Annotated in this window: 19 protein-coding genes; 11 read left to right on the top strand and 8 right to left on the bottom strand. The window is 41.6% G+C overall.

The annotated features are described in order from the left end of the window. The first annotated feature begins 34 nt into the window (after positions 1-34). Together MTF66_RS27245 and MTF66_RS27240 are read left to right on the top strand one after the other, a co-directional pair. Positions 35-2,512 (top strand): exo 1,3/1,4-beta-D-glucan glucohydrolase, encoded by a 2,478-nt coding sequence (locus tag MTF66_RS27245; RefSeq protein WP_374237594.1) that lies wholly within the window; start codon positions 35-37, stop codon positions 2,510-2,512. A gap of 105 nt (positions 2,513-2,617) precedes the next feature. Beyond that, complete coding sequence (locus MTF66_RS27240) at positions 2,618-3,229, top strand: fumarylacetoacetate hydrolase family protein (RefSeq protein ID WP_248529204.1); 612 nt, start codon at positions 2,618-2,620, stop codon at positions 3,227-3,229. On the opposite strand, the gene MTF66_RS27235 is transcribed toward MTF66_RS27240, so the two are convergent. The 3 genes from MTF66_RS27235 to MTF66_RS27225 all read right to left on the bottom strand — a co-directional run bounded on the left by MTF66_RS27235 (position 3,180) and on the right by MTF66_RS27225 (position 5,736). Next, positions 3,180-4,106 carry an ABC transporter substrate-binding protein gene (locus MTF66_RS27235; RefSeq protein ID WP_248529201.1) on the bottom strand — a complete coding sequence of 309 codons (927 nt, stop codon included), beginning with the start codon at positions 4,104-4,106 and terminating at the stop codon, positions 3,180-3,182. The genes MTF66_RS27240 and MTF66_RS27235 overlap by 50 nt on opposite strands. Positions 4,107-4,242: 136 nt before the next feature. Continuing rightward, positions 4,243-5,295 (bottom strand): aldo/keto reductase, encoded by a 1,053-nt coding sequence (locus MTF66_RS27230; protein WP_248529199.1) that lies wholly within the window; start codon positions 5,293-5,295, stop codon positions 4,243-4,245. A gap of 12 nt (positions 5,296-5,307) precedes the next feature. Next, on the bottom strand, positions 5,308-5,736 hold the full coding sequence (locus MTF66_RS27225) for a thioesterase family protein (RefSeq protein WP_058586547.1): 429 nt from the start codon (positions 5,734-5,736) through the stop codon (positions 5,308-5,310). A 153-nt stretch (positions 5,737-5,889) separates the two neighbouring features. Between MTF66_RS27225 and MTF66_RS27220 the strand changes: the two genes are divergently transcribed. The 4 genes from MTF66_RS27220 to MTF66_RS27205 all read left to right on the top strand — a co-directional run bounded on the left by MTF66_RS27220 (position 5,890) and on the right by MTF66_RS27205 (position 10,626). Next, entirely contained in the window at positions 5,890-6,096 is a 207-nt protein-coding gene (locus MTF66_RS27220; RefSeq protein ID WP_054562678.1) for a hypothetical protein, read from the top strand. Between the two features lie 61 nt (positions 6,097-6,157). Then, positions 6,158-7,210 carry a DNA polymerase IV gene (gene dinB, locus MTF66_RS27215; protein ID WP_058586545.1) on the top strand — a complete coding sequence of 351 codons (1,053 nt, stop codon included), beginning with the start codon at positions 6,158-6,160 and terminating at the stop codon, positions 7,208-7,210. Positions 7,211-7,316: 106 nt separating this feature from the next. Continuing rightward, complete coding sequence (locus MTF66_RS27210) at positions 7,317-8,999, top strand: carbon starvation protein A (RefSeq protein ID WP_058586544.1); 1,683 nt, start codon at positions 7,317-7,319, stop codon at positions 8,997-8,999. Positions 9,000-9,102: 103 nt separating this feature from the next. Continuing rightward, the gene (locus tag MTF66_RS27205; protein WP_248529197.1) at positions 9,103-10,626 is read left to right on the top strand and encodes a leucyl aminopeptidase family protein; all 1,524 of its coding nucleotides are present in this window, start codon (positions 9,103-9,105) and stop codon (positions 10,624-10,626) included. Positions 10,627-10,689: 63 nt separating this feature from the next. Here MTF66_RS27205 and MTF66_RS27200 read toward each other — a convergent pair whose 3' ends face one another. Then, a complete protein-coding gene (locus tag MTF66_RS27200; protein ID WP_248529195.1) occupies positions 10,690-12,324 on the bottom strand; it encodes a methyl-accepting chemotaxis protein in 1,635 nt (544 codons plus the stop codon). 149 nt (positions 12,325-12,473) lie between these two features. Further along, positions 12,474-14,699 (bottom strand): S9 family peptidase, encoded by a 2,226-nt coding sequence (locus MTF66_RS27195; protein WP_248529193.1) that lies wholly within the window; start codon positions 14,697-14,699, stop codon positions 12,474-12,476. A 112-nt stretch (positions 14,700-14,811) separates the two neighbouring features. Here MTF66_RS27195 and MTF66_RS27190 point away from each other — a divergent pair, with 112 nt between their 5' ends. Next, positions 14,812-15,216, top strand: coding sequence for an HIT domain-containing protein (locus MTF66_RS27190; RefSeq protein ID WP_058586540.1), 405 nt, complete (start codon positions 14,812-14,814; stop codon positions 15,214-15,216). A gap of 63 nt (positions 15,217-15,279) precedes the next feature. After that, positions 15,280-16,029 carry an ABC transporter substrate-binding protein gene (locus MTF66_RS27185; protein WP_248529191.1) on the top strand — a complete coding sequence of 250 codons (750 nt, stop codon included), beginning with the start codon at positions 15,280-15,282 and terminating at the stop codon, positions 16,027-16,029. A 72-nt stretch (positions 16,030-16,101) separates the two neighbouring features. Here MTF66_RS27185 and MTF66_RS27180 read toward each other — a convergent pair whose 3' ends face one another. Then, a complete protein-coding gene (locus MTF66_RS27180; RefSeq protein WP_248529189.1) occupies positions 16,102-17,802 on the bottom strand; it encodes a Zn-dependent hydrolase in 1,701 nt (566 codons plus the stop codon). Positions 17,803-18,075: 273 nt separating this feature from the next. Here MTF66_RS27180 and MTF66_RS27175 point away from each other — a divergent pair, with 273 nt between their 5' ends. Beyond that, complete coding sequence (locus MTF66_RS27175; RefSeq protein ID WP_217874855.1) at positions 18,076-18,918, top strand: HDOD domain-containing protein; 843 nt, start codon at positions 18,076-18,078, stop codon at positions 18,916-18,918. A gap of 59 nt (positions 18,919-18,977) precedes the next feature. Here MTF66_RS27175 and rdgC read toward each other — a convergent pair whose 3' ends face one another. Both rdgC and MTF66_RS27165 read right to left on the bottom strand, forming a co-directional pair. Beyond that, positions 18,978-19,886: a recombination-associated protein RdgC gene (rdgC, locus tag MTF66_RS27170; protein ID WP_175080272.1), complete on the bottom strand. Its 909-nt coding sequence runs from the start codon at positions 19,884-19,886 to the stop codon at positions 18,978-18,980. 90 nt (positions 19,887-19,976) lie between these two features. Continuing rightward, positions 19,977-21,740, bottom strand: coding sequence for a sensor histidine kinase (locus tag MTF66_RS27165; protein WP_054562670.1), 1,764 nt, complete (start codon positions 21,738-21,740; stop codon positions 19,977-19,979). 236 nt (positions 21,741-21,976) lie between these two features. On the opposite strand from MTF66_RS27165, the gene MTF66_RS27160 reads away from it, so the two are divergent. Next, entirely contained in the window at positions 21,977-22,351 is a 375-nt protein-coding gene (locus MTF66_RS27160) for a response regulator (RefSeq protein ID WP_248529186.1), read from the top strand. A 227-nt stretch (positions 22,352-22,578) separates the two neighbouring features. Next, entirely contained in the window at positions 22,579-24,996 is a 2,418-nt protein-coding gene (gene thrA, locus MTF66_RS27155; protein WP_248529184.1) for a bifunctional aspartate kinase/homoserine dehydrogenase I, read from the top strand. Position 24,997 lies beyond the last annotated feature (1 nt).

Below are 24,997 nucleotides of genomic sequence, written 5' to 3'. Positions count from 1 at the left end.
ATTGAAAAAAACATTCACACTCTTCTCGTTAATGATGGCAGGCGCCAGCATGACAGCTTGCACTGGGCAAGATAAGGTGGCAAACGTGAGCGCTGAGCAAGAAATTTGGCCAAACATCGAAACGGGCATTGCTGCAAATCCAGAAATGGAAGCAAAAATTGCGGAAATGCTGGCAAATATGACCCTTGAGCAAAAAATTGCGCAAATGATCCAGCCAGAAATTCGCGATATTACCGTTGAAGATATGCGCAAATACGGCTTTGGTTCTTACCTTAATGGCGGTGGCGCATTCCCAAATAATGATAAGCATGCCAGTGCCGCAGATTGGATTGATCTTGCTGAAAAAATGTATCAAGCCTCAATTGATGACTCGCTCGATGGCAGCTCAATTCCGACTATGTGGGGCACTGATGCTGTGCATGGTCACAATAACGTTATTGGTGCGACGCTATTCCCACATAACATTGGTTTAGGTGCAACAAACAACCCTGAGTTAATTGAAAAAATTGCAGCCGCTACGGCGCAAGAAGTGATGGTAACTGGCATCGATTGGGTGTTCGCACCAACAGTCGCAGTTGTTCGTGACGACCGCTGGGGCCGTACTTATGAAGGCTACTCTGAAGACCCTGAAATTGTAAAAGCCTATTCAGCAGCCATTGTTAAAGGATTGCAAGGTGCAGTTGATGACGACTTTTTATCAGATAAGCGCGTGATCAGTACCGTTAAACACTTTTTAGGTGATGGCGGTACCGAAGGCGGTGATGACCAAGGTAATAACACGGCATCTGAGCAAGAGTTATTTGATATTCATGCGCAAGGGTATGTTGGCGGGCTAGGTGCTGGTGCACAAACCGTAATGGCGTCATTTAACAGCTGGAATGGTGAAAAAATTCACGGCAGCAAATACCTACTTACCGACGTACTAAAAGGCAAAATGGGCTTTGATGGTTTTGTAGTTGGTGACTGGAATGGACATGGTCAAATTCCAAGTTGTACTAATGGTAACTGTGCACAAGCAGCAAATGCGGGCCTTGATGTGTACATGGTGCCAACAGATGCATGGAAACCTCTTTATGAAAACCTTATCAAACAAGTTAAAAGTGGCGAAATTGCGCAAAGCCGAATTGATGATGCAGTAACACGTATTTTACGTGTGAAAATGCGCGCAGGTTTGTTTGATAAGCCAAGCCCTGCTAAGCGTCCGCTTTCAGGGAAAACAGAGATCATTGGCAGTGCGGAGCATCGCGCAGTTGCAAAGCAAGCGGTACGTGAATCATTGGTTCTTCTGAAAAATAAACAACAGTTGTTACCACTCGCACCAAATACAAACGTATTAGTTGCCGGTCAGGGCGCTGATAATATTGGTATGCAGTCAGGTGGTTGGACAATCACATGGCAGGGTACAGGTAACGAAAATAGTGACTTCCCGGGTGGTTCTTCAATTTTTGATGGTATCAAAAATACGGTTGAGCAAGCCGGTGGTCAGGTTCAATACAATGTAAATGGCGAATTTGAAGCTAAGCCAGATGTTGCGATTGTGGTATTCGGTGAACAACCGTATGCAGAAGGCAATGGTGATTTAGATAACCTTGAATACCAACGCGGTAATAAAACTGATTTAGCCTTACTTAAAAAGCTAAAAGGTGCCGGTATTCCTGTGGTGTCGCTATTTATTAGTGGCCGCCCAATGTGGGTGAATGCAGAGCTCAATGCCAGTGATGCCTTTGTCGCAACTTGGTTACCAGGTAGTGAAGGTGATGCAATCAGCGATGTTATCTTTAAAAACCAAGATGGTTCTATCAATCATGACTTTAAAGGTAAGTTATCGTTCTCATGGCCAAACAACCCTGTAGGTAACCAAAACCGTGGTGATAAAGATTACGCGCCACTGCTGCCTTATGGTTTTGGTTTAACTTACCAAGATAAAAATACATTAGCAGATGACTTAAGCGAAAAATCACAAGTTGCCGCTAAATTAGAAGACTTAGTACTATTTGAGCGTGCCGTAAAAGCACCATGGTCACTACAGTTGCAAAGTGGTTCTGAGCTACAAGCCATGACCAGTAGCCGTGCAGCACTTAACGCTGTTAGCGTAAAAACCTTTGATAAAGACGTACAAGAAGATGCGCGTGCCATCACCTTTAACGGTAAAGAAGAAGCTGCGGTTCGTTTAATGGCGGCTTTCCCGTCGGATCTTCGTTCATACGTTGAAAAAGCGGGGCAGTTAGAAATGCAAATTAAGGTAGATCAAGCCGCTGATGCGCCGCTAATGCTGGGTATGCAATGTGGTGAAAACTGTGACGGTCAATTTGATATTAGCAAACAGGTTAAAGCAGCAAATGACTGGCAAACCCTGACTATTGATTTGAGCTGCTTTGCTGAGCAAGGTGTGCAACTTGGACAAGTGTTCTCACCTTGGCAACTAGCCACTGAAGGTGCATGGCACGTATCGATTGCTAAATTGAATGTGACAACCTCGAAGAAAAACGATACTGCTATTTCTTGCAACTAACTTTTTTCTCCCTTAATGTTCCTCATGGCTAACAGTTGCTATTGCATCTGTTAGCCTTTTTTATGTAAAGCCATTATTTGGTATAAATTACTTAACGGAGGAATAATGCATAAGGTTAGATTTGCAGATAAAACGTTTTTACCTAGTAAAATCATTTGTGTTGGCCGTAATTATGCAGCGCATATTGCAGAGCTAAATAACGAAACGCCTACAAATATGGTGCTGTTTGCAAAACCAAATAGTGCGATCACCGATTCCCTCAATAGTGAACACTTAGGTGAGACTTTACATTACGAAACAGAGCTTTGTTTTTTAGTTAAAAATAAGCAACTGGCTGCGGTTGGGCTTGGGCTTGATTTAACCAAGCGTGGCCTACAAAGCTCTCTTAAAGAAAAAGGCCTACCTTGGGAGCGCGCAAAAGCATTTAATGGTTCTGCGCTTTTTACTGAGTTTGTTGCCGTTAATTCCAACTTACACTATCAATTTAGTCTAAAGATTGATGGTAAAGACACTCAATTAGGCGATACAAAGTTAATGCTGCATAACGCAAAGCAAATCTTAGCTGAAATCAGTGAATTTATGGACCTAGAAGATGGCGACATCATTATGACAGGCACGCCTGAAGGAGTAGGGAGGGTAGTCGCTAATTCAACCTTTGCGGTAACACTTATGGATGGTCAGCAGGCGTTGTTATCTCATCAATGGCAGGCTCTTTAAGCGGGTCTAAAATGTAGCGCTGATAATACGATGAAAACTCAGGAAAGCTTTGTTCGAGCCAAACTCGTTGGCTTTGCTGGTATTTCTCACTTGGTAATACCTTGTTTTTCAGTGCTTCATTAATTTCTGCTAGCACTTTTTCGGCATAATTATTAGGTGCGCTTGTCGAGCAGCCTATGGCACCAAAAACCACATTCTGGGCTGGGTTAACAATAGTAAGCTTTTGAATATTCTTTTGGTGTTGTTGGTTGTAATAATCAGCTACAAATGGGTAATCAATGGTGTAATCAATGTAGCCATGCTCTAACTGTGATAGCAAAGCAAAATTTGGACTACTGCCATTACCACTTAGTGCTGCACTTTCGTAAAGCTTGGTATTTTTCGCTATCTTATCCAATTTACTGCCAAATTTACGTGCATCGTTTTGACCATAAATAAAGTTGGCATCTGTGAATAAAGAAATCAGTGATACAGGATTACCGTGTTTTTGCTTAATTTTTAGTGTTTTTTCTTCGGTACTTAATACGCTAAACGGGGGGTACACTGTGGTTGGGATTGAGTAAGTAGCACGGTTAGTTTTTTTATCTCGATGGATCATGCAAGCATAGCATGCCATTTGTCCGTCACTGAGATATTTACTGCCACGTTTTTGCGGCAACATTACTTTGCTGTGGTTAATATTGGGTAAGGCTTCAATCAACATATCGGTAATTTCATTGCATAGCCCACCATGGGGATAAGCGTTACTTTTCTCGATAAAGAAGGGCTTACCATCATTTTCAAGCCAGGTAATAGAGAGCTTGTCGGAGGCATGAGTAATTGGAGCTAGCAACATCCCTGCAACCACATATAATACTTGTTTTATGTATTTACTCATTAACAACCTACATAGTGAAACGCTATGAATAACTATACACTAAAGTATGGGTATAATTGTAGGTTGAGTATAAAAATGATGAATAAGTATTAATAAGCCTGTCAGGCAACAGGCTTATAATAATGCAAAATATTGCTTAGAAAGGCATTGGATAGCGGGTAAATACGTCAGCGATTTTATCGTTAGCTTCATCGCTTAATTGCACAGAAAAAGCATCTATATTTTCTTTTAACTGCGCCATTGATGTTGCCCCAATAATTGTTGAGCTTACGCCATCTACCTGATCACACCAAGCCAATGCAAGTTGTGAAGGTGTTAAATTAAAGGCGTTAGCAATTTCAACATATTCAGCAATCGCAGCACGTGATTGTGATGTGTCTCTAAATAGGCCATTACGTTGCACCAGCGTCCAACGACTACCTTCAGGGCGAGCACCATTTAAGTACTTACCACTTAGCATGCCGCCACCTAGTGGTGACCAAGGTAGGTAAGCAATATCTTCATGAATACATTGTTCAATCAAATACGGCCAATCTTTGGCGTGCAATAAACTAAATTCGTTTTGAATCGATACCATGCGCGGAAGGTTATGCTGTTCACTTAAACGCAAGTACTGGCTAATGCCCCAAGGAGTATCGTCTGATAAACCACAGTGCTTAATTTTACCAGCCTTGATACAGTCATTCAGACCTTCAAGAATATCTAACATGCCAGCAATATTTTGCTCAGTGTCAGCCTCAGAGAAGCACACTTTACCTGGCCACTGTTTACCAAAGTGCGGTGATGTACGGTTAGGCCAATGCAATTGGTATAAATCGATAACCTCAGTTTGTAAGCGTTTAAGAGATGCATCAACGGCTTCAACAATGGCTTGGCGAGTAATATCGCCTCCATCGCGTACCCAAGATAAGCCGTTACCTGCAATTTTAGTGGCAATGACAAGATCATCGCGTTTGTCTTTATTACGCGCTAACCAATTACCAATGATCTCTTCAGTCTTACCGTAGGTGTCAGGAGAGGGCGGAACGGCATACATTTCGGCGGTATCAATAAAGTTAACGCCTTTATCTAATGCGTAGGCGATTTGTTCATCGGCATCGGCTTGGTTGTTTTGCATACCCCATGTCATGCTACCTAAGCAGACACGAGATACATCAATACCACTTCGACCAAGTGGGCTATAAAGCATAATAGATCCTTGTTAATCGCTAGAATGGGCTTTAAGTGCAGTTAATAACTCATCATTTAACTGGGCTTTTTTACCCGTTTTAAAATTAAACATAACCACTTGTGATGAGCCAATGGTTGTTACTGCGTCTTGGCTTTCACTAAATACAGTGTAATGCATCATAAAACGATCTTGTTCAATGTCACTAATCTTTACACCAACATGCACAGTATCAGGAAATGTCACAGGGCGTTTATAGCGGGCATTGTTTTCGCTGATCACCGGACCCACACCTGTTACTTGTAAATCTTTAAGAAAACCCAGTTGAGTAAAAAAATCGATACGGGCTGTTTCAAAGTAGCGAAAATACACCACATTATTGACGTGCTGCAGGGCATCCATTTCACCCCATGCAACATTAATTTTTGTTCTGATAGGGTGTTGTTCTATAAACGATTGCATAGTAAATCTTCGTTGATTGTGAGAAAACTTAGGTTAGCAATATGCTGCTTTTAGCTCAAGGAAATTAGAAAACTCAGTAGATTGTGCTAGATTTATAAGTTCACGCTTACGTAAAGTGTGAGCAAAATGAACACACATTAAAGGACCTTAATTATGCAGCAACTAACCTTGAGGGTGATAAAGTGGATTGCACTTTTCATCTTACTCGCTCTAGCTTTGCTCTGTTATAGCATGGGCACAATGTCAGGATTTATCGCTTTAATTGTCGTGGGCTTGTTATTAGAAGCCGCGTTTTGGTTATTTGGTTCACGGCTTATTAGCCGTAAAAAACCAAACCAACAAACAAGCCAAACCTCTTAGCTTGCACTCTCAGGAAGTTTAAATATAATAACTGTATATATAAACAGTTGTTGTATTCCTGATGAAAAAATTCATTCACATCGATATGGACTGCTTTTATGCAGCCGTTGAGATGCGTGATAACCCCGCGCTTGCCAATGTGCCACTGGCTATAGGTGGTAATAGTCGTCGCGGGGTGCTTTCAACTGCTAATTATATTGCCCGTAAATATGGTGTGCGCTCGGCGATGTCGAACTATCACGCCAAGCAACTGTGCCCCGATTTGGTTATCGTGCCCGGACGAATGCAGGTTTACAAAGAGATCTCCACACAAATTCGCGCCATTTTTGCAAAGTACACCGACCTTATTGAGCCGTTATCGTTAGATGAAGCCTACCTCGATGTAACCGACAGTACCGCATGCAAAGGCAGTGCAACACTCATGGCTCAGCAAATCCGCCAAGAAATCTACGACACCACAGGACTAACAGCATCAGCGGGCGTCGCGCCAATTAAGTTTATTGCCAAAATAGCTAGCGATGAAAATAAGCCTAATGGTCAGTTTGTGGTATTGCCTGATGAGGTTGATGACTTTTTAGCGAATTTACCGCTTGGTAAAATTCCCGGCGTCGGCAAGGTGACATTAGAAAAGCTGCAACTTAAAGGGCTTTACACAGGGGCTGATGTGCGTGCGAAAGGGGTTAATTGGATGCAGCAGCACATTGGTAATTTTGGCGTGTCTTTATATCAAAAGTGTGCAGGGGAATACGTTGGCAAAGTGTCAACTGAGCGAGTACGAAAGTCACTCAGTGTTGAGCACACCTATGAATACAACAAAAATAATTTAGATGAGTGTCTAAGTCAGTTACCCCGCTTGATGGATGAATTAACTCGTCGTCTTGATAAACAACAATTAAACAACCGCATCAATAAGTTATCGGTGAAGGTCAAGTTTGCCAATTTTGTCGTGACCAGTGCCGATCAAAGCCACCATCAATTAGACGAACGCATTTTTGCTGAGTTAATGAGTAAAGCTTATGAGCGAGGTAACAACCAGCCCGTACGCCTGTTAGGAATAGGTGTCGGAATAAAGAGTCAGGCTCACGAGCATTTTCAGCTGAGTATATTAGACTAAAGGTTAACACCTTGGTGCTTGAAAGTTTGTTAGTGTCTAGTTGGGGTGCTAGGCCTGCCTAGTTCAACACCTTAGACAACATTATAACTTAATAAGAGAGATGACTATGCAATCGGTCGTAATCGTGCTGCTCGGAATAGTCGGTATGTTGTTCGGATGGTTCTTTTATTCGAAATTCATCGCCGAAAAAATCTTTAAAATGGATGATAATTTTGTCACACCAGCTCATGAACTTGAGGATGGTGTGGATTATGTGCCAACTAACAAAGTTGTGTTATGGGGCCACCATTTCACCTCTGTCGCAGGTGCTGCGCCAATTGTTGGCCCTGCCATTGCCGTATACTGGGGCTGGGTGCCTGCGGTACTTTGGGTAGTATTTGGTACTATCTTTTTTGCTGGTGTTCACGACATGGGAGCTCTTTGGGCCAGTGCGCGTAATAAAGGTAAATCAATGGGCGCTTTATCTGAAAGCGTAATTGGTAAACGCACCCGTGCATTATTTATGATTGTGGTGTTCTTAGTACTACTGATGGTGAATGCGGTATTTGGTGTGGTGATTGCCAAATCATTTGTATCGCAACCTAATGCGGTATTCCCTGCTTGGTCAGCGATTGTCGTGGCCTTAGTTATTGGTCAGTTGCTACGCCGTAAAGTGTCGTTAATTCCGCTTTGTTTCATTGGTGTGGGGATTCTTTATTACACCATTTACCTTGGTAGTGGCATGCCTATTTCATTACCTGATGAAATGTTTGGCTTAAGTGCTAATGCGAACTGGATCATCATCTTATTTATCTATGCAGCCATTGCTTCATTATTGCCAGTATGGATGCTTTTACAGCCTCGCGACTTCATCAATGGTATGCAGTTATTGGTTGGTTTAGTGTTACTTTATGGTGCAGTGTTTATGTCAATGCCAGATATCACAGCCCCTGCGTTTAATACTCAAACGGCGGTTGATACACCAAGTATTATTCCATTGCTATTTGTGACCATAGCTTGTGGTGCGGTATCGGGTTTCCACGGTATTGTGTCTTCAGGTACCAGCTCTAAACAGTTGAACAAAGAAACCGATGGTCGCTTTGTGGGCTACTTAGGTGCAGTAGGCGAAGGTATGCTTGCGCTTATTACGCTAGTTGCAGTTAGTGGTGTTGCACTTGCAGTATCTCCTGAAGAATGGCACGAAATTTACAGTCACTTAGGTGCCGGTAGTGTGAGCGCCTTTATTAATGGTGGCGCTAACTTAATTGAAAGTGGTTGGGGTATCTCGCAAGAAGTGGCATCAACCTTACTTGCTGTAATGGTGGTACTGTTTGCGGGGACTACGATGGACTCTGGCGTACGCCTGCAGCGTTATATCATTCAAGAGTGGGGTGATATTTATAATATCAGCATCATTCGTAATGGTATTGTAGCTACACTCATTGCAGTGCTTAGCTGTTTACTGCTTGCCTTTGGTGCTGGTGGCGCTGACGGTAGTGGCGGTATGATTATTTGGCCATTATTCGGTTCGACTAACCAAATCTTAGCAAGCTTAACCCTACTGGTTATCTCGGTAATGCTTATTAAAGCGAATCGCCCGGCTAAATACACCTTGATCCCAATGAGTTTTGTATTAGTTATGGCGTTCTTTGCTGGGGTTATTAAACTGGGCGAGTACTACCAACAAGGTAACTGGTTACTGGTGACACTTGATTTGTTAGTACTGGTTGTGAGTGTACTGGTTATGCTTGAAGCTTGGTCTGTGATTGTTAAGCATCGTAAAGACTCAGCACACATTACAGAGCAGTAAACTTAGCTTGCCAGCTATATAGTAAGCTGTCTTACTTGGCTGGCAATAGCATTCTAAATCAATGATAATAAGGTCCTATGTTTCTAACAGCAGGACCTTTTTTATGGCATACCCTCATGCAGTTGCAGCCCCGCAATTAGCGGATGCAAATCACGATGCATTAATTATTATCGGTGATGATTTTTCTTCTTTAGCAGACGCAAGCTTAAGCCAAGCTATTAGCGCTCAACAAGCTGTAGACGCACGTATTGGCAAACAAGTGACATTACTTGTAATTGACTCTAAACGCGTTATTTTAGCACCTACAGGCCCTCTAAACCGTGATTATGATGATGTACGTCGTTACTTTGACGCAGCAAAGCAAGGTGTACTAGAGGCGAAAGCATCGGGTAGCACTCAGCCAGCAATTTTACTTGCTAACGTAAATCAAGACAGCCGTTACAAGCATGCCCTTGAAGTGGCTTATTTAGGAGCTTGCCAAGCGCTTTGGCAACCACTTGAGGCACGTGAGTTCCACAGCCAAGCGATTGAACCAATTAGCCAAATTAGCCTAGTGGGTGCAGATGAGGCAATGAGCAAAGCGCTTAATGCTATTGCTGCGGGTCAGTACGCTGCACGTGATTTATGTGGTACAGAGCCTGAGCGTATGGCACCACCTCGTTTTGCAGACTACTGCGTTGAGTTATTTGCTGGTAGTAAGGTGTCTGTTGAAGTGATTTCAGATATCAACACTATCGATAAAGATTACCCAATGATGAGCACTGTAGCGCGCGCATCTTATGCTGTTGAGCGTCATCACCCTCGTGTTGTAAAACTAGAATACGTGCCTGAAGGCGACGTTGAGCGTACCTTAATGTTTGTTGGTAAAGGTTTAGTTTACGATACCGGTGGTGCAGACCTTAAAGTGGGTGGCTTTATGGCAGGTATGAGCCGCGATAAAGGCGGTGCAGCTTCGGTTGCTGGCTTTATGAAATCAGTGGCTGACTTTGCACCAAAAGGCGTAAAAGTGATTGCTTACTTAGCCGTAGTTCGTAACTCAATTGGTTCTGATTGTTTTGTTCCTGATGAAATCATTACCAGCCGTGAAGGTGTACGTGTTCGTATCGGTAACACAGATGCTGAAGGCCGTTTAGCAATGGGTGACTTACTGAGTGAAATGAAAGATCGTGCTTTAAACGAAGTAAATCCAGAGCTATTCACTGTTGCAACACTAACAGGCCATGCAGCTCGTGCGATGGGCCCTTACAGTGCGTATGTTGAAAATGGTCCAGCTCGCGCAGCGAAAATTTCACGCCAAATTGCTGACTTAGGCGATTTATGGGCAGATGGTGCCGAAGTATCTCGTAGCCGCCGTGAAGATTATGACTTCATTCGTCCTCGCACGTTAGCTGATGATGTATTATCAAGTAACAATGCCGCTTCTGCAGTGACAGCTCGTGGTCACCAGTTCCCAATGGCATTCTTAGCGATTGTTGGTGGTTTAGACAAACATGGTACTGAATCAGCACAACCATTACCGTATGTTCATATGGACATCGCAGGTAGCGGCGTAGAAGGTGGTGATTGGCAACATGGTAAGCCTACCGCAGCAACAGTAAGCAGCTTATTCGCTCGTTATTGTATATAAGCTAAAAGCTATAAGTTTTTAGTTTTAAAAGCCCCGCACAGCAGTGCGGGGCTTTTTTTGGTGTTAATCGAGCTTGAAGCGGTTAACCACATCACTTAACGCTTGTGAGCTTTGTTTTAAGTTTTCACTGGCGTTCGAGAGTCCTTCGGTATTCGACAGTGATTGCTCAGTTGATTGCGAAAGCTCATTAATCCGTAAATTAACCTCATCTGCGGCGCTGGTTTGTTGCTCGGTAGCACGGGCGATTTGGCTGTTCATATCTTTAATAATAGAAACAAGTCGCTCAATCTCACTCAATGAACTATTTGCTTCACCTGCTTGTGAAACTGTTTCAGTTGATAGCTGTTGGCTTGCAGAAACTGCATCAACAGCAGCTTGTGCGCCAGTTTGTAGTTTACTGATCATGGCTTGAATTTCGTCGGTACTTTTACCTGTGCGACTTGCTAATGTACGCACTTCGTCAGCTACTACGGCAAAGCCTCGCCCTTGCTCACCAGCACGGGCCGCTTCAATGGCAGCATTGAGTGCCAGTAAGTTGGTTTGCTCAGCAATACTGCGGATAACATCAAGTACTGAGCCTATGTTGTTACTCTCTGCAGCAAGATCGGCCGTTACCTTACTCACTTGTTCAATATTATACGACAGTGTTTCGATGGCGGTGATGGTTTTGTTAAGAACCTGCTTGCCCGCTTCGGCATTTTGCGCCGCTTCATTGGCGGCATGCTCAGCTTGGTCGGCATTTTGACTAACATCGTGAATTTGATGAGTCATTTGTTCCATCGCGGTTGCTACTTGTGTAGAGCTGTCGTTTTGTAGCTCAATAAAAGAGTGATTTGTCTTACTGGCATCATCAACGCTATGAGCAAACTGATTTACTTGCTCGGCATTGTGGGCGACATGTTTGAGTGACTCACGCATTTTTGCGGTGTACAAGTTAAAGTAGCGCGATAAACGAGATACTTCATCATTGCCATTTTCATCAAGCTTTTGGGTCAAATCGCCTTCACCTTGCGAGATGTCTTTCATCATGTTTGCGGCAAGTTGGGTCGGGCGAAGAATGCTATTGGCAATGAGGTAGCTTAGCGCAACCAGTAGGGCAATGAGCACCACTGCGGTAATAATCACATGATTACGTAGCGAAGAGAATGCCTCTTCAATAGTATCAATATAGACACCAGAACCTACAATCCATTGCCATTTATCAAAGCCTTTTACGTAGGCAATTTTATCAACAGGCTCGTCTTTACCTGGTTTTGGCCACTTATAGGGAATAAAGCCTTCGCCTTGTTTTTTTACAATATTTACCATATCGACAAATAACAACACGCCATCAGGGTCTTTACTGCCCGATAGCGATTTACCATTTAATTCGGGCTTAAATGGGTGCATGACCATCACGGGTTGATAGTCGTTTATCCAAAAGTAATTGCTGTTGTCATAACGTAGTGCAGAAATTGTTTCGAGGGCTGCTTGTTTGGCTTGTTGCTCACTCAGCTTACCTTGCTCAAACAACTCATAATTATGCTCAATAATAGAGTAAGCAGACTCAACAAGGTTTTGGGTCTTAATGTATTGCTCTTGCTTTAGCGAGCTGTATTGCTGCGTTAAACTCGAGACGCTTAAAAATATCAGCCCTATCACGACCACACTCACTAACATGGCGAGGCGCTGAAAAATTGTAAAACGGCGTAAATTCATGTGTATTCCTTCGTCATGCCCATAGGAGCAATGTATTAAGCGTAGCTAAAATAGGTCGAAAATCTAGTTAAATAGTAGAATACATTGAGACAAAAAAAAGGCTGATTTAACAATCAGCCTTTAGTCTAAGTCACCGAAATTAAACGTGATTACTCAACGTTAAAGTGTCGGTTGAAGAAACTTGTGATGGTTTGGTGTAAGTGCGTTTGTACGCTCTTGCCACGTAAACTGTGTTTTGACCCCGGGTAAGTCATCATTTCGAACTGCTTTTCTTGATCTTGCAGTTGTTTGAATAACTTAGTAGCGTGAGTGAATAACACGTTATCATCTGCCATACCGTGGTAAATCATCAGTGGGCCTTTTAAGCCTTCGGCATATGGGAAAACTGCACTTGCCTCGTAACCTTTCGCGTTAGTTGCAGGGTGACCTACATAACGCTCAGTGTAGTGAGTATCGTAAAGTGCCCAATCAGTGACTGGCGCACCAGAAACACCGGCTTTGAAGTAGTCGCCCGCTTTAAACATCGTCATAAGCGCCATATAACCACCGTAGCTGTGGCCATAAATACCAATACGTTCAGGGTCAACGTAATCAAGGGTGCGTAAGAACTCGACACCTTTAATTTGGTCTGCCACTTCAGCAACACCTAAGTGCTTATAAATCACGTCTTCAAACTTTTTACCACGGTTGTATGAACCACGGTTATCAAGTTGGAAAATAACATAGCCTTGTTGTGCCATGTACTGGAAGTATAAGTTTTTACTACGCCAGCTGTTCGTTACGCGCTGAGCATGAGGGCCGCCATACACGTTAACAATAACTGGGTGCTTTTTACCATCTTGGTAATTAGTTGGCTTGAATAAACGGTAATGCATGATTTGTCCGTCTTCAGCCTTTAACGTGCCGTATTCAGGGGTGATCAAATCAGCTAGGTAAGGCGTTAATGGGTGTGACTTATCTAACTTGTTTTCTTCAAGCCAAGTGATAAATTCTCCATTAATTTTACGTAATGCTGCAGAGCCAGGCTTATTCACTGATGAGCTGTTATCGATAAAGGTTTTGTTATCTTTAGCAATCACCACATTATGATAAGCTCCTAGCTCAGTTACGCGCTTAATTTCGCCTTTTTTGAATAGCGGTACGCTGTATAGGTGGCTCTCAAGTGCTGTATCTTTGCGACCTGCAAAATAAACAATGCCTTTTTTCTCGTCGATACCTTTTAAGCTATCTACAACCCATTCACCCTGGGTGATTTGACGGATCATTTCACCGTTTGTGCGGTATAAATAAAGGTGTTTAAAACCGTCGCGCTCAGATGCCCAAACGAAATGTTTTTTATCGTTTAAGAACTGCAAATCAAAGTGCAGGTTAATCCAAGTATCACTGGTTTCTGTTAGGGCAACCGTTTGTTTTTTAGTGTCGCTATTATAAAAGCGTAACTCTAAGTTATGTTGCGAGCGGTCTTGCCACTGATAAGAAAGTGTTTTGTTATCTTTTAACCATTTTGCGCGAGCGATATAGATATCTTGATCGTCGCCTAAATTAACCCAGTCAGTTTTTTGATTGTTGATGCTTACAACACCTAACTGAATTTTAACGTTGTCGGTACCTGTAAACGGGTAGCGTTGATTAAATAGCTTTACTTCATCGGCGTAAATTTCATTACGGATTGCTTCTTTTACTGGGCTTTCATCAACACGGGTATAAGCGATTTTAGACTCATCACCAGACCACCAGTAGCCAGTCATACGGCCCATTTCTTCTTGCGCAACAAATTCGGCCATACCGTTTTTAATAACGCCGCCACCATCTTTACTTAATTGGATTTCTTGACCCGATTTTAAGTTAAGTGCATACAGGTTTTGCTCACGAATAAACGACACATAATGGCCTTTAGGTGAGAAACGTGCATCGGTTTCAAATGCTTCTGTGTCGGTTAATTTACGGCTTTTAGCTGAAGCAAGCTCATAATAGTAAAGGTCGCCATTAAGTGGGAATAAAAGCGCTTTACCGTCTTTTGACCATTTATATTCTAAGATCCCTTTACCAAAAATACGCTGGCGCTCACGGCGTGCTTTTTCTTCATCAGATAAGTTTTCTGGACCAGAAAATAGCGCAGCAGAGTCAACTAATAAGCGGTTTTTGTTATCTTTTAAGTTGTATTCCCATAAGTCGTAACGGTTGTAATCATCGGTTTTACCTTGCAGGTAAGTAACACGACTTCCGTCTGGAGAGAATTTAAGTTGTACAGGTGCTTTACCTGCTAAGCTTGGATCGTCAAAAATACGCTCAAGAGTGAGTGGTTCAGCGGTCACACTGAATGCTGTTGCCAACACTGGCAAAGCAAGTGAGAGAGATTTAATTTTTTTTAGCACAGGAGTACCTTCGCTCGAATAAAAACTGCCATGATGGTAATGGTAAGCTTAGGCAACTGCAACAAAATGCTATAAAGTAGGGTTTGTTTACCCAAGATCAAAGGATTTATTGATGAAAAATACTGATGCGCCGTTTTCTTTGGCCCCAGAATTACAACGCGACTGCATTGAGCTTGCTGATTGGCCATTGTGTAAAGTATTGCTGATGAATGATAGCCAATACCCTTGGTTTATTTTAGTGCCAAGAGTCGCTGGCGTTAAAGAGATAATAGACCTTTCTGAAGAGCTACAAATTACCTTATTACAAGAGTCGGGCAAACTGAGTAAATTATTACAACAGGTATTCAACCCAGACAAACTCAATGTAGCAGCACTAGGGAATATGGTACCGCAATTACATGTTCATCATATTGCGCGTTTCACAACTGATGCAGCTTGGCCAACACCAATCTGGGGTAAATTACCTGCAGTACCTTATAGCGACGAACAAATTGCCGCATTAAAAGCGCACTTTTAAACTGTTTGATCTAGTTATATTGAACTAAGCTAAATGGATGATAAATACAGAGGTGCAGAATAAATGAAACACACAGTCTTTGCCGTGTTGCTTATTCTGAGCTCTTTTTCATGTGTGGCTAAAAGTTACTATTTTGTTGGTAGCCACTTTCCAGCGATTTTAGAGCAAGACCAACAAGGCACAGTGGTTGGCTTAGGTGCCGATATTGCCCACGAAATTTGCAGGCGTTTAGGGCATGAGTTGGTAATTGATATCATGCCACTAAAACGCGCTCTAAAAATGGTAGAGCAAGGTCAGGCTGATGCCATTATCGGCCCTTACAAATCCATTATACGTCAGCAGTATATGCAATTTAGTGACTTGCCCTTTTACGAAGACCCGATTGTTTTATATACCAAAAAGAACAATGATGTGACTTGGGTTGGAAACTTTGCCAGTTTACGAAAAGATATTATTGGTACCATTCGAGGTTGGAACTATGGTCCTGAGTTTAAGCGTAACGAGGCAAATTTATCGCTATCTGAAGTGGGTAATGTGCGGGCTAGTTTTTTACAATTGATGCATAACCGAGTTGACTTAATTCTTACCCATCCACGGGCTGCAAAGCCTGTGATCGACAGTTTAGATATAGCAGATAAAGTGATTATGTTATCGCCGCCGGTGACGGTTAATCAGGGTTATTATGGCTTTAGTAAGCAACGCGAACTCGATGAATTTATTAATTCTTTTAATGCAGAGTTTCAAAAAATGCTGATCAACGGGGATATTGTAGAATTGAATTCTAAATACGGCCTCAATTTTGTAGCACACTAGCTATGCTTTAGTAGATTTGGGGCAATAAAAAACGCTGCAATTGCAGCGTTGTTTATTAAAGGAGAATAAGGCTTAAAGACCTAATACTTCTTTACCTTGTTTGAAAGTTACATCAACAGGGATGTTAGCTTGGCTTAGTTTTTCTAAGTCTTTAGCTAGTTCAGCTTTGATTTCGCCATGAGTTGCGATTAGCTGATCAACTTTTTGGTAATCACCGTCACCTTGAATAGTAAGGATTAGGTTAGATAGTTTCTCCATTGCTTGGCTCATTTTCTCCATGTTAACGCTGTATAAGCCGTCAGCATTTTTAGAGAATGCACCTTCTTCAGCGAAGAAGTTAAAGCGGATCATGTTCGCTTTACCGTGTGCGCTTGATGCACCAAAACGTACTGAGCGGAAGATACCAGCCATAAAGGTGATGTAGTAATCTTCTAATGTGCCCTCTGTGATCTCGCCTTTCTTAAGTAATTGCTCAACCATGTAAAGACCTAAGATATCCGCTTTACCTTCTTCAAGGGCACTTGCATGCTCTTGCAATGATTGGCGAACAGTTCCTTTACCAGTAATGGTGTTTTTAATACCTAAACCGTGCGCTACCTCATGGAACATAGTGTTTGCGAAGAAAGCATCAAAGGTAATGTGTTTACGCTGCTCAGGAACGATTAGTTGCTCTGAAATTGGCACTAAGATTTTATCGAATTTAGCGCGCATTGCGTTTTTAAGCTGTAATCGACGTGTGCCTTTTTCTAGTTGTACTTGCTCATCATTTGGTAGGTTGATAGCAATTGTTTTACTACCTGCATTTGAGTGACCTGCGTAATAAACAACATCGTAAGCATTTAGGTCAGCATCAGAGCCAGGGACTTCTTGCTTGTACTTTTCGTCTACAGGTAAACCTTTTTGTAGCTCAGGTAAGAAAGCGGCAAATTTAGCTAAACGTTCGCTCCATGCTAAATCTTTAATTAGTACATAAGATTCATACGCTGCACGATAACCAAATAATTGATCTTCATAGGTTTCGATAGGGCCAATAACCACGTCAATTGGGTTATTTTTCATATCCATCCATGCAAAATCAGATGGTTGGAAATCATCACTTACTAGTGCGTCTGCACGCATGCTTAGGTAGTTAGCGAATTCTTTATCATCAGCCAGTTTACTTGCTTCGCGTAATAAATTAGCTGCTTTTTCTAGTTCTTGTGCATACTCAACTGAGTAAGCCACGCTATAAAGAAGACCTTTTTCATCGCGCTTGATCACCGAGTAAAGACCGGTTTTGTCATCAACGATTGCGTTGTTTAATTCTTCTTTAGTGATATCGCTTGGGTAAAACTCAGCGCCTAGTGGCTTTTCTTCATAACCCGATAAGAAAACCTGGTCACCGTTTAAGCGATCCCAAGGGCCGTAGTTAATATCTGCAAACTTCTGAACTTTTTCATCATTAATTTTTGCTAAGAAAGCGTCTTTGCTCTCACCAAATGCTTGGCGCCAAAATAGCTCATCCATGATTTTTGAGGCATCTATTAACTTGCCAATCATTTGCTTCTGGTTATCGCTTAAGTGGCTAAGATCAGAAGTAAGCGTAAAGTCAGTGTAAATGTCTAAGCGGCTTTTCTCAGCATTGATAAGTTGTGGGTTGTTTTGTTCAGTAGTTTGCTTTGTTTGCTCTGCAGCAGGCTTAGTTTGAGAAGTGGTGGCTTGCTCGTCAGAACATGCACCAAGGAAAACAGCACCTGATAAGATAAGTGCTTGGCTAATTTTATTTAATGTCATTTTTTTGCCCGTTAAAAAAGTGAGAGTCATTGCTTAGAAAACAAAAAGTCTATGCATTAAAGCAAACCTGACATATATATGGCAAGTTTACAGCGCTAGAAGCAATATTTATTTATGAGTTAAGAAGTTAAAAAATATAAAAAATAGATAATTTCTGTGAATTTCTTAACTTTAGCGCTAAGTTAGACAATACTAAAACTATAACTAATCTAATAATGTCAGTCATTAGTCTGTCTTTGTTTGGGCGGGCTAACCCAAGAGGATGGCACACATATGTCAACAGAAAATGCATTACTGACCATATTGGTCGACAGAATAAATAATGACACTTTAGTGTTACCTACCTTACCAGAAGTTGCAGTGAAGGTGAGGCAAGCTGCGGATAACCCCGAGGTAAACTTGATGGATATGGCAGATGTCATCTCTCATGATCCGGCATTATCAGCACGAATGATCAAAGTCGCCAACAGTGCATTTATGGGGCGCTCAGTTAAAGTTACAAATCTACACCAAGCTGTAACACGAATTGGCCTACGTCAAATTAAGAACATTGCAACTGCAATGGCAATGGAGCAGCTGTTTGTATCGCATAATGAGCTTATCAAAGGCTATATGGACAAGGCATGGCAAAAAACCCTTAAAGTAGCGTGCCACTCAATTACCTTAATGGATTTCTTCTTACGCAGAAATAAGCAAACCTCGCTTAATCGCGACACAATTACCTTAGCGGCATTAGTTTATAACATTGGCGTACTGCCCATTTTAACAGAAGCTGAAAAGCACCCTGAGGTGTTCGCAAACCCAAGTTTCCTTGCTCATGCCATTCAAAAGCTGGGTGGTAAAGTAGGTGGCGCAATTATGCGTGCTTGGGGCTTCACTGATGAGTTTGTAGAAGTAGCTGAAAGCTGGGCAAATCCAAACTATCGTCCAGAGCATATTTGCTATGTTGATTTCATTCGTATTGGTGCGATATTAGAAGGCATCTTACAGGTTTCTGATAAGTCTGCGGCATTACAAACTTACATGGACAAAGGCGTGATTGAATCACTTGATATGTTCAGTGACGATGAATATCACGATATGCTTAACGAAGTAAAAGCGATTTTTACTGACTAACTACATCAAAAAGCGCGACTAAGTCGCGCTTTTAATATTAACCATTATCTGGGTTAATTTTATAAATCTTCTGCGTCACCTAAGCCTTGAGTTAGCTCTTCTAGCAGCTGTTTAATTTCTTCTGATGCTAAGATAAAGTCAGCATCAAGTTTTACCGCCATATCTTCTTTTGGAATGTCGGCGTTTTCTTCTTTTAATGTTTCTGAGTAGCTTAAACGCTTAATTGAACCATCGTTTTGTAGCATGAACTTAATGCGTTCTTGCCAATCAAGAGCCAGCTTAGTTACGCGCTTCCCATTTTCTAAGTGTGATTTTACTTCGTCACACGATAAATCATGGCCTTTTAATTTAACCTGAGCGCCACTGTCATCAGCTTCTTCAAGCTCAGCATCGTTACCGATAGAAAAGCCTTCAGGGGTGCTGAAGTTCGTTAGCCAATCTGTTAAAAATACATCTAAATCGTAGTTCGCAAATGCAGGTACGACAGGTAACGTGCCAAGTGATTTACGTAATAGGGCTAATAGCTCTTCTGCTTTATTAAAGCTTGCGCTGTTAACCACAACCCAGCCATTCTTTTGGTCAATAAACGCAAACTGTAGGCTCGATTTTTTGAATGCTTGAGGCAGTAAAGTGTGCAGAATATTTTCTTTTAGTTCGTCTTTTTCTTTTTTCTTTACTGGGCGGTTTTCTTCAGCTTCGATTTGCTCAACTTTCTCTGCAACTAATTCGTTGATAACGGCAGCTGGCAGTACTTTTTCTTCACGTTTAGCACATACTAAAATGCTGTCTTGAGAGAAATGAGATAGGGTTTGACCATGCTTACCAAAGGCTTTTGTCCAACCAAATGTTGAAAGCTCTTGGCCAGTACATGAGCGAAACAGATCTTGTTCTAGGGCTTTGTCGAAGTCTTCTTGAGAGTATGAAACGTCTTGTTTAAAACGGTAACAGATAAGGTTACTAAACCACATAATTAGGCTAATCCTTTCAATAAATTTGCCCAATCATAGCAATAAAAAACTGATGCCGAAATGAATCATTTCGGCATCAGCGTTAATTGCTTATGAGTTAAACATTGAAAGTGGCTTTGGCATATTTTTCGGAAAACTAATATGGTAGTGCAAGCCTTTACCGACTTCGCTTGATACCTCAATATCGCCACTCAGGGTTTGCTTAACAAGGTTAAAAGTAATATGTGTGCCCAAGCCACTGCCGCCTTGGTCGCGCTTGGTTGTAAAGAATGGGTCGAATAGCTTTTCTAACTGCTCTTTTGATACGCCATTACCATTGTCTTTAAAGTCGATAACGACTTCGTCATCTTCTTCTTTAATAACAATATCAATGATGCCACTTTCAATTCCTTCGAAACCATGAATGAGTGAGTTCATAATCAAGTTTGTGAAAATTTGACTAATCGCACCTGCAGGCAGGTTAAGTGTTAAATCATCAGGGCAATCTAAATTAATATGGTGCGATGTTTTCTTTAGCTTTGGATGTAGTGAGCGGATCACTTCACCTAAATACTCTTTAAAGTTAATGGTACGTACCGCTTCACTGGCTTGGTCTACTGCAATTTGCTTAAAGCTTGCAACCAGCTCAGAAGCTCGGTCTAGGTTACTAGTGAGTAGGCTAGTACTTTGCTTGGCGTCATTAATAAACTCTTCAAGTGCTTTTGGCGATAGGGTTTTTTCTTTATATGCCGCTTCAATTTGGTCCAAGCGTTCTTGTAAAAATGACGTTGCGGTAACACCAATCCCAATAGGTGTATTAACATCATGAGTAATACCCGCCACTAAGCCACCTAATGCTGCCATTTTTTCTGATCCAACTAAGCGCTCTTGCGCCATATTTAGTTCATCAAGGTAGCGTTGTAACTCAGTTTGCTTGGTAATGAGCTCTTGTTCAGTTTGTTTACGTAAATCAATTTCTTCAGTTAGTGTCAGCTTTTGTTTTTCAAGCTCGTATTTTTGTTGCTGCAAGTCCATCATCGCTTGGCTTAGGTTTGATGTTTTGCGCGCTACTTCTTGCTCTAACTGTAAGTTATGTTGGTCGAGCTTTTCGTTGCTTATCAAAAGCTCTTTTTGCGTATGTTCGAGCTCTTCACGGTAAAGTACCACCTTATCAATTAAGCGGTTGAAAGACTCTTCCATTACTTTTAATTCGTTGTGCTCAACAGTTTTGATCTCGATATGGCGGCCTTCTAGGTCGTTTAGTTCCAGATCTTCAATTTGTTCTGTGAATTGTGCCAGTGGCTCGGTTAAGCGCTTTCTAAATGCAAGTAGGAAAAGAATGATCAAAAAGGTGGTTTTGATCATCGCATTACCAATTAAAAAGTAGATAGAAATCATGATGCGGCTAAATACCACTTCACGACTTGAGAACAGGGTTACATCACCTACTTGGGTTGTTTTTCCTGAAAATTCAAAAATGAGTGGGAATGTATAACCGAATAAGCCTGATGGCGTATCTTCGATAATCGCTTCTTCCTGCACTAACTGTTGACTGTATAGCTCGTGAATATCTAACGAGCGACCTAACTGAGAGAGTACCTCGCCGCTATCATCACGCACAATAATACCCTCGATCATAGGGATTGCCAGTAAGCCCTCAGCCGTGGTGATGGTTTGTTTATCGTTCAGTTCCCAAATAGCGCGGGTTAAACTACGGCTAAATGTTTTTTGTAAAGTCGTTAACTCGTCGCGAATATAATCTTTGGTATTAACGTACTCAGCAATAACTTGTCCACAGGTCACTACAAAAGTAAGTAAAAAGTAGACTGAGAGTACATTTGTTAATAATTCTTTGGACAGGCTTTTTTGTAGCATGGAATATCCATAGCTCCTTGGTGACAATTGTAATACATTCAGCTAGTTCTAAAGTTAGCTAATAAATGGTTAAAAAGAAATAAATATATCCTTTTTTACTGGAACATTTCTAAATTGTTAGTAAATTTTGAAAAAACTTGCCCTTACTGCGCTTGAAAAAGTGTGTTATAAATTTATTCCATCTTTAATTTAGCCTTTTTTGATGTTGTATTTGCTACAGCGAAGATTTTTATTTCATGAATAATCCTAATTTTTCAGTACTGGTCTGTGATGATTCAAATATTGCCCGAAAGCAGGTAGTACGCTGTTTAGGGGAATGCTTGGATGCAGATGTTCAACAAGCCACTAATGGCCGTGAAGCTCTGGCCTTATTACGCGAGCAAAACTTTGATCTATTGTGCTTAGATTTAACCATGCCAGAATTGGATGGTGTTGCTGTGCTCGAAACGATCAAAGCAGAGAAAATAGAGTGCTTTGTTATAGTGATTTCGGCTGACATTCAGGCCGAAATGAAACAAAGAGTAGTAAAATTGGGTGCCATTGACTTCATTGATAAACCGATAGATCTTGTGCGACTAAAAGCTACTTTGCATAAATTTGGTATTCACTAATCTTTTATATAACACAAACGCATAATTTATCTTTTCTATAAGGGTTGACAGCCTGGCTACATTTAAGGCAGTCTACAGTCTATGAAAACATTTAATCACGCAACGACCATTATTATTACAACCATCATCCTTACGGGATAGTGGCATAGGTCGGTGCAACAAAATTATAGGCCTGTGTTCACTAGAACACAGGCCTTTTTCGTTTATGGAATGAGGAAACATAAATAATGCGAGTATTAAAATTTGGTGGGTCGTCCTTGGCCGACTACGCATGTTTGCAACAGGTAGCTCAGTTAGTCAAAGAAGAATTACGCGATGAAATGCTGTTAGTACTGTCAGCACCCGGTGGTATGACAGATTCATTAGTAGCATTAGCAAGCGCTGCAGAGCAGGGACAAGATTTTAGTGAGTTATGGCAAGCATTGGTTGCGCGCTGTGAACAACTAAAAGCTGCTGTTGAAGCTGACTTTGGTCAGGTAGCAAGTTGGCCTGATTTGAGCGAACTTAAGAATAAACTAGATGGTGTTGCACTTTTAAAGTGCTGCCCAGACCAAGTACGTGCTTATGCAATCAGTTTTGGTGAGCGCGTAAGTGTAGCCTTAATGGAGTGTATGCTTAAAGAAAGTAATGCTCGTTATTTAGAAGCGACAGATTGCATAGCTTCAGTGGGTGGCTACATTGATGCTGAAGCTGACTTGGCTACAAGTAAGTTACGTTTTCAAGCAGCATTAAAAGCGGCACCGAGCACTATTTATATCATGCCGGGTTTTACTGCTGCCAATGAGCAAGGTGAGCTAACAACACTTGGTCGCAATGGTTCCGATTACTCAGCAGCTATTGCGGCAGCATGCCTAGAAGCTGAAGTATGCCAAATCTGGACTGATGTTGACGGTGTTTACAATGCAGACCCACGTTATATCAAAAAAGCATCTAAGGTTGATTCGTTATCTTATAAAGAAGCAATGGAGCTTTCTTACTTTGGTGCGAAAGTGTTGCACCCGAAAACGATTTTACCTTGTGCCAAAGCAGGCGTGCCGTGCGAGATCAAAAATACTCATAACCCACGTGCAGAAGGTTCAGTGATCAGTAACGACAGTGTGTCGAACGATCCAGTTAAAGCGTTATCAAGTTTACAAAACCTCGCTATGTTAACGGTGTCTGGCCCTGGTATGAAAGGCAAAGTGGGCATGGCGTCAAAAGTATTTAATGCATTGGCGCACGACAATGTTTCAATTGTGCTGATCACTCAATCTTCGTGTGAATTTAGCATCAGTTTCTGTGTGCATGAGAGTGACCTATCTCTTGCTTTAGAAGCATTACAAACTGCTTTCGAATTAGAATCACAAGCCGGTTTAATCGAGCCAGTACAAGTACAGCGTAACCTTGCGATTGTTACTCTAGTCGGTGATAACATGCGTGCGCACAAAGGTTTAGCTGCTAAGTTCTTTGCTTCATTAGCTCAAGCGCAGGTTAACATTGTTGCTATTGCACAGGATTCAACTGAGAGTGCTATTTCAGCGGTTATCGACGGTGAACTATGCAACGACGCAGTAAAAGTGTGCCATGAGAACTTCTTTACTCACATTCCTTCAATCGATGTGTTTTTGCTTGGCTGTGGCTTAGTTGGTCAAGAGCTTATTCAGCAGCTGGAACGTCAACAAGCATGGCTTGAAAAACGTAACATCAAGCTGAACTTGTACGGTGTTGCTAACTCAAGACAGCTTTATCTAGATAGTGAAGGTATTGCTTTTGATGGCTGGCAAGACAAACTAGCCGAGTCAGAACAGGCATTTGATTTAAATCTGGTTGAGCAATTTGTTAAACAAAACCATTTAATTAACCCTGTGATAGTTGATTGTAGCTCAGCCGATAAACTTGCTGGACAATATGTTGATTTCTTGAATGCCGGTTTTCATGTGGTTGCGGCGAATAAAAAAGCCAATACTAGCTCGTATGCTTACTACCAAGATTTAGTTACAGCAACACAAAAGAATAACCGTAAGTTTTTATACGAAACAAACGTAGGTGCAGGCTTACCAGTACTTGATAACTTGAAATCACTATTTGGTGCCGGTGATGAGCTTATTAAGTTCAGTGGTATCTTGTCGGGTTCATTATCGTATATGTTTGGTGCGCTACAAGATGGTTTATCTCTTAGCGAAGCAACATTAAAAGCGAAAGAAAGTGGTTTTACAGAGCCAGATCCGCGTGATGATTTATCAGGCACTGATGTAGCCCGAAAACTACTGATCATTGCTCGTGAGTCGGGTCTTGAGTTAGAACTAAGCGATATTGAAGTTGAATCAGTTTTACCAAAAGGATTTGCAGAAGATGATTCTGTAGCCGATTTCATGGCAAAACTACCATCTCTTGATGCACAGTTTAACGACCGCATTCAAAGCGCTGCAAGTGAAGGTAAAGTACTTCGTTATGTGGGCACTATTGAAAACGGTCAATGTAAAGTAGGCATTGAAGCCGTAGATAGTAGCCATGCTCTTTACGATATCCGTGACGGTGAAAATGCATTGGCAATCTTAAGTCAATATTATCAACCACGTCCGTTTGTGATTCGTGGTTATGGCGCAGGTGCTGAAGTAACGGCTGCAGGCGTATTTGCTGATATCTTAAAAACATTAACACGTTAGG

This window comes from Pseudoalteromonas sp. 2CM39R, assembly GCF_023161845.1.
This window is presented reverse-complemented; position numbering and strand designations above follow the sequence as displayed.

Bases quoted from the DNA above. Each gene is read 5' to 3' on its own strand.
- MTF66_RS27245 (WP_374237594.1), top strand. From the start codon at position 35: ATGGCAGGCGCCAGCATGACAGCTTGCACTGGGCAAGATAAGGTGGCA.
- MTF66_RS27240 (WP_248529204.1), top strand. From the start codon at position 2,618: ATGCATAAGGTTAGATTTGCAGATAAAACGTTTTTACCTAGTAAAATC.
- MTF66_RS27235 (WP_248529201.1), bottom strand. From the start codon at position 4,106: ATGAGTAAATACATAAAACAAGTATTATATGTGGTTGCAGGGATGTTG.
- MTF66_RS27230 (WP_248529199.1), bottom strand. From the start codon at position 5,295: ATGCTTTATAGCCCACTTGGTCGAAGTGGTATTGATGTATCTCGTGTC.
- MTF66_RS27225 (WP_058586547.1), bottom strand. From the start codon at position 5,736: ATGCAATCGTTTATAGAACAACACCCTATCAGAACAAAAATTAATGTT.
- MTF66_RS27220 (WP_054562678.1), top strand. From the start codon at position 5,890: ATGCAGCAACTAACCTTGAGGGTGATAAAGTGGATTGCACTTTTCATC.
- dinB (WP_058586545.1), top strand. From the start codon at position 6,158: ATGAAAAAATTCATTCACATCGATATGGACTGCTTTTATGCAGCCGTT.
- MTF66_RS27210 (WP_058586544.1), top strand. From the start codon at position 7,317: ATGCAATCGGTCGTAATCGTGCTGCTCGGAATAGTCGGTATGTTGTTC.
- MTF66_RS27205 (WP_248529197.1), top strand. From the start codon at position 9,103: ATGGCATACCCTCATGCAGTTGCAGCCCCGCAATTAGCGGATGCAAAT.
- MTF66_RS27200 (WP_248529195.1), bottom strand. From the start codon at position 12,324: ATGAATTTACGCCGTTTTACAATTTTTCAGCGCCTCGCCATGTTAGTG.
- MTF66_RS27190 (WP_058586540.1), top strand. From the start codon at position 14,812: ATGAAAAATACTGATGCGCCGTTTTCTTTGGCCCCAGAATTACAACGC.
- MTF66_RS27185 (WP_248529191.1), top strand. From the start codon at position 15,280: ATGAAACACACAGTCTTTGCCGTGTTGCTTATTCTGAGCTCTTTTTCA.
- MTF66_RS27180 (WP_248529189.1), bottom strand. From the start codon at position 17,802: ATGACATTAAATAAAATTAGCCAAGCACTTATCTTATCAGGTGCTGTT.
- MTF66_RS27175 (WP_217874855.1), top strand. From the start codon at position 18,076: ATGTCAACAGAAAATGCATTACTGACCATATTGGTCGACAGAATAAAT.
- rdgC (WP_175080272.1), bottom strand. From the start codon at position 19,886: ATGTGGTTTAGTAACCTTATCTGTTACCGTTTTAAACAAGACGTTTCA.
- MTF66_RS27165 (WP_054562670.1), bottom strand. From the start codon at position 21,740: ATGCTACAAAAAAGCCTGTCCAAAGAATTATTAACAAATGTACTCTCA.
- MTF66_RS27160 (WP_248529186.1), top strand. From the start codon at position 21,977: ATGAATAATCCTAATTTTTCAGTACTGGTCTGTGATGATTCAAATATT.
- thrA (WP_248529184.1), top strand. From the start codon at position 22,579: ATGCGAGTATTAAAATTTGGTGGGTCGTCCTTGGCCGACTACGCATGT.